A 5053-nucleotide genomic window follows, 5' to 3' on the forward strand; every position below is an offset into this window, starting at 1 on the left:
CCAGCCCTGACAGGCCTGATCCCCTCGCCCCCGAGCGTCCACCCGGCGACCGCCCATCGGTCCGGTTCGCCTCAGCCGTAGGTCTCATCCCAGCCGTAGGTCACCCGGCGGCGACCTACCCGGCCACCGTCCAGGAGTCGGCACCTTGGAGCAACGTCCGCAGGTCGCCTAGGCCGCCGGGCCGGGCGGTCGCCAGCCTCTCCTGGAACAGCTGGTCGAACACGGGATGCGAGACCGACCGGTAGACGCCGATCGGCGGCTCCGGAAACTCCGCCCGCGCCAGCTGGGCTAGGGCGTAGGCGTAGGTCGAGTTCTCCACCGTCGGATCGTGCACCACGACGCGGGAGTCACCGCTGTGCCCGACGGCCAGCTCCCCGGTGGCCGGGTCGCGGATCACGGCGTACTGCTCGTCCACGCCGAAGACCACCGGCATACCGGGCGAGAGCCGGATCGGCCCCTGCTCGCCCTTCGCCCCGGCGACCCCGGCGGCGCCGGCATCGGCATCGGACCGCTTCGGCTGACGGGGAATCGCGTTGAACGTGGGGCAGCCTTGCCGGATCTCCACCAGCGCCGCGCCCTGGTGCGCCGCGGCGGCGGTGAGGGTGGCGGTGAGGTGGCGACGGTCCGAGTCGATCGTGCGGGCGACGAACGTCGCGCCGGCGCCGAGCGCGAGCGCAACCGGGTCGAACGGGTTGTCGAGCGACCCGTGGGGGCTCGACGGGCTGATCGTGCCGATCCTGGAGGTCGGCGAGTGCTGACCTTTCGTCAAACCGTAGATCTGGTTGTTGAACAACATGATCTTGAGGTTCACGTTGCGACGCAGCGCGTGGATAAGGTGGTTACCGCCGATCGACAGCGCGTCGCCATCACCGGTTACGACCCACACCGCCAGGTCCGGCCGGTTGATCGAGACTCCGGTCGCAAAGGACGGCGCCCGGCCGTGGATCGAGTGGATGCCGTAGGTGTCGAGGTAGTAGGGGAACCGCGAGGAGCACCCGATGCCGGACACGATCACGATGTTCTCGGGCGGGACGCCGAGGGTCGGCAGCAGACCCCGCATCGTCGAGAGGATGGCGTGGTCCCCGCAGCCGGGGCACCAGCGGACCTCGTTGCCGGTCATGTAGTCCTGCACGGTCAGCGCCGGCCGTCCCGCCGAGTCACCCGACGGTTCTCCGGATCCATCATTCAGCAAGATCATCGTCCTGCCTCCCCGGCCGTGCCGAGCTTCGAACCAAGGTGTGCGTTCAACCGGGCGCTCACGTCCCCGACCGGCTTCGAGGCCGCCTCCGCCGACGGCTCCTCGTCGATGCCCTGGATGATCCGGCTGATGACGGAGGTGAGCTCGGCCACCCGGAACGGCATGCCGCGGGTCTGGTTGTAGCCGACGGTATCGATCAGGCATTCTCGGCGCAGGAGTCCGGCGAGCTGCCCGAGGTTCATCTCGGGGACGAGCACGGTGTGGTACTCCGACAGCACCGAGGCCAGGTTCGCCGGCAGCGGGGCGAGATGGCGCAGGTGCGCCTGGGCGACCTTCATACCGTCGCGCCGCACCTGGCGGCAGGCTTCACCGATCGGCCCCCACGTCGAGCCCCATCCGATCACCAGCACATCGGCGCCGGATCCGGGCGACCCACTGGGATCATCGACTTCCAGGAGCGGCACGTCGATGTTATCGATCTTGGACTGTCGGGTGCGGACCAGCAGGTCGTGGTTGTCGGGGTCGTAGGAGACCGCGCCGGTCAGCTCGGCCTTCTCCAGACCACCGATGCGGTGTGTGAGCCCCGGGGTACCCGGGATCGCCAGCGGGCGGGCCAGCGTGATCGGGTCCCGCGCGTACGGCAGGAAGATCGGGTTACCGGCCTCGTCCACCCCGTTCGGGCCGGTGGCGAGATCGATCCCGATGCTGGGCAGCTCCGCCGTCTCGGGCACCCGCCACGGCTCGCTGCCGTTGGCGACGTAGGCGTCGGACAGCAGGATGACCGGGGTGCGGTAGGCCAGCGCGATCCGGGCCGCCTCCAGCGCGGCGTCGAAGCCGTCCGCGGGCGAACGCGCCGCGATCACCGGCAGCGGCGCCTCGCCGTGCCTGCCGTACAGGGCCTGGAGCAGGTCGGACTGCTCGGTCTTGGTCGGCAGACCGGTCGACGGCCCGCCGCGCTGCACGTTGACGACGACGAGCGGCAACTCCATGATCACCGCAAGACCGAGAGCCTCGGTCTTCAGGGCCATCCCGGGACCGGAGGTCACGGTCACGCCGAGCATCCCGGCGAAGGCCGCGCCGATCGCGGAGCCGATGGCGGCGATCTCGTCCTCGGCCTGGAAGGAGCGCACGTCGAAGGATGCGAGCGCGCTCAGTTCGTGCAGGATGTCGGAGGCGGGAGTGATCGGGTAGGCGCCGAGGAACAGCGGCATCCCGGCCTGCTGCGCGGCGGCGACCAGGCCGTAGGCGATCGCCTTGTTGCCCTTCATGTACCGGTAGGTGCCGGCGGGCAGCTTGGCCGGCTTCACCTCGTAGGCGAGCGCGAAGGCCTCGGTGGTGTCGCCGTAGATCCACCCGGCCCGCAGCGCGGCGATGTTCGCGGCCTGCACGTCCGGCTTCGCGGCGAACCGCTTCTGCAGGTAGGCGATCGTGTCCTCGATGGGCTGGCTGAACATCCAGGACACCAGGCCGAGCGCGAACATGTTCTTCGTCCGGGCAGCGTCCTTGCGCTTCAGGTTGAACTCAGCGACGGCCGTGGCGGCGAAACCGGTGAGGTTGATCGCGTGCACGTGGTAGGCGTCCAGCGACCCGTTGGTCAGGGGATCGGCCTCGTAACCGGCCTTTTCCAGGCCCATCACCGTGAACGCGTCGGTGTCCACGATCAGGACCCCGCCGGGACGCAGCTCGGCGATGTTCGCCTTGAGCGCCGCGGGGTTCATGGCGACCAGAACGTCGGGCCGGTCGCCCGGGGTCCTGATGTCGTGGTCGGCGATGTGGAGCTGGTAGCTCGACACCCCGGCCACGGTTCCGGCTGGCGCCCGGATCTCCGCCGGGTAGTTCGGCAGCGTCGCCACGTCGTTGCCGCCCGCGGCGGCCTGGGCGCCGAACCGGTCACCGGTGAGCTGCATCCCGTCGCCGGAGTCACCGGCAAAACGGATCACCACGTGTTCCAGTTGCGTGACCCCCGGGTCGGGTCGTTCGGACAACTGTTCGGTTGGCATGGCGAAACCTCATCTCAACTTCTCGGCTACGCACGCCCGCGCCGGGCGAGCGGGACCGCGCGTGGCAACGCTGACAGCGCGGAAGCGGGGTCAGGGAAGCGCGGGGAACGGGTCAGGGATAGGCGGATCGGGGGGCGGGCACCTCGGGCATGCGCAGGGCCCGCGAGAACACCCGGTCGGTGGGGATCTCCTGCACCCGGAACTCGGTGGTGGGGCCGTCGAAGAGATCGTTCGATCGGTTCTGCTCCAGGGCACGCACGCGCAGCACCGCGCGAGCCACCGCGGCGGCGGCGGCGTGGATCTGGTCGACGGTGGTGAACCGGCCCACGCTGAACCGCAGGCTCTCCATGGCCGCCGTGGTCGACCGGCCCATCGCGGTGAGCACATGGGACGGCTCGGCGCCGCCACCGTGACAGGCGGAGCCCGCGGACACCGCCACGTCCGGCAGACAGGCCTGGACGGCGTCGGCGTCGGCACCGACAAACCGCAGGTTGATGGTGTTCGGCAGCCGGCATTCGCGGCCCCCGCCGCGCTCACTCGGCCCGTTGAGCTCGACGGCATCGACGCCGAGCCACTCGACGAGCAGATCGTGCAGCAGCTCGGTCTGGGCCCGCTGCCGCGGGGCCTCGTCCTCCATCACCGCGGCGGCAATCCGCGCCGCGGCGCCGAAGCCGACCACCCCGGCGGTGTTGACCGTGCCGGCGCGCAGGCCCCGTTCCTGCCCGCCGCCGTGGATCAGCGGTGCCAGCTGCGACCGGGCGTGCCGGCCGGCGATCAGCGCGCCGGTGCCCTTGGGCCCGTAGAGCTTGTGCGCGGACGCGACGGCGAGGTCGATGCCGGCGTCCGCGACCGAAACCGGCATCCGGCCCAGCGTCTGGGTGATGTCGGCGAGGTAGAACGCCCCCGCCCCGTGGGCGAGCTCGGCGATGGGCCGCGGGTCGTTCAGCGTCCCGGTCTCGTTGTTCGCCGTCATCGCCGCCACCAGGGCGACCTTCGAGACGGAGGCCCCGAGGACCCCCCCGTTCCCCGCGATCGCGGAGCCCCCCGCGACGGCGGAACCGTCCCATACCGGTTGCAGCAGCGCGCGCAGGTGGTTGAGGTCGATCGTGCCGTCGGGATGAACCCGGATGGTCTGCACGATCGCCCCGTGCACCCGCGCCGCGGCCTCCGCCGCGGCGAGGACCGCCCGATGCTCGGTCGCTCCGACGAGCACGCGGCGGCAGGACGGCGGGGCGGTGGCCAGGACCCCGGCGATCGCCAGGTTGGCCGCCTCGGTCGCCCCGCTGGTGAAGATGACGTCACGCGGCTGGGCGCCGGCGAGGTTCGCCACGTCCCGCCGGGCTCCTTCGACGAGCCGGGCGACGGCCTGCCCGGCCGGGTGCGAGCTGGCCGGATTCGCGAAGTGGTCCCGCAGCAACGGCAGCATCGCCCGGACGACCTCCGGGTCGACCGGGGTCGTCGCGTTGTAGTCAAGATAGATCACGATGCGCCTCCAGAGCCGCAGTCCACGCAGGCGGGATCGCGCCGCGTCCGCGGCGTCCGCAGGTCCGTGTCCCACAGATCGAGGTGGATCAGCCGGCCGACCGCCGGCTCGGCGAATCCACCGGCGATCTTCAACGCCTCGGTCGCCGCCAGGCAGCCCACCGTTCCGGCGACCGCGCCGAGCACCGGGAAACCGAGGGGCTCCCAGGACGGGTCCCCCTCCGGGAACACACACCGCAGGCAGGGCGAACCCGGCCGGACCACCAGCAGATACGCCTCGGTGGCGTTCATCGCGGCGACGACCAGGGGGACCTGCGTCGCCAGGCACAGCCGGTTGAGCAGATACCGCTCGGGGAAGTTGTGCCGGGCGTCG

The 5053-nt window shown here is 71.2% G+C and carries 4 protein-coding genes; all 4 read right to left on the reverse strand.

The annotated features are described in order from the left end of the window. Positions 1 to 115: 115 nt before the first annotated feature. Positions 116 to 1198 (reverse strand): 2-oxoacid:ferredoxin oxidoreductase subunit beta, encoded by a 1083-nt coding sequence (locus tag ACY45C_RS06455; RefSeq protein ID WP_462186731.1) that lies wholly within the window; start codon positions 1196 to 1198, stop codon positions 116 to 118. Then, entirely contained in the window at positions 1195 to 3198 is a 2004-nt protein-coding gene (locus ACY45C_RS06460; RefSeq protein ID WP_462186732.1) for a 2-oxoacid:acceptor oxidoreductase subunit alpha, read from the reverse strand. The genes ACY45C_RS06455 and ACY45C_RS06460 overlap by 4 nt, the downstream gene beginning before the upstream one ends. 112 nt (positions 3199 to 3310) lie before the next feature. After that, entirely contained in the window at positions 3311 to 4681 is a 1371-nt protein-coding gene (locus tag ACY45C_RS06465) for a cysteine desulfurase family protein (RefSeq protein WP_462186733.1), read from the reverse strand. Continuing rightward, on the reverse strand, positions 4678 to 5053 hold a 376-nt coding region (locus ACY45C_RS06470; RefSeq protein WP_462186734.1), incomplete at its 5' end, for a HesA/MoeB/ThiF family protein. The genes ACY45C_RS06465 and ACY45C_RS06470, both read right to left, overlap by 4 nt.

The organism is Frankia sp. CcWB2 (assembly GCF_977927585.1).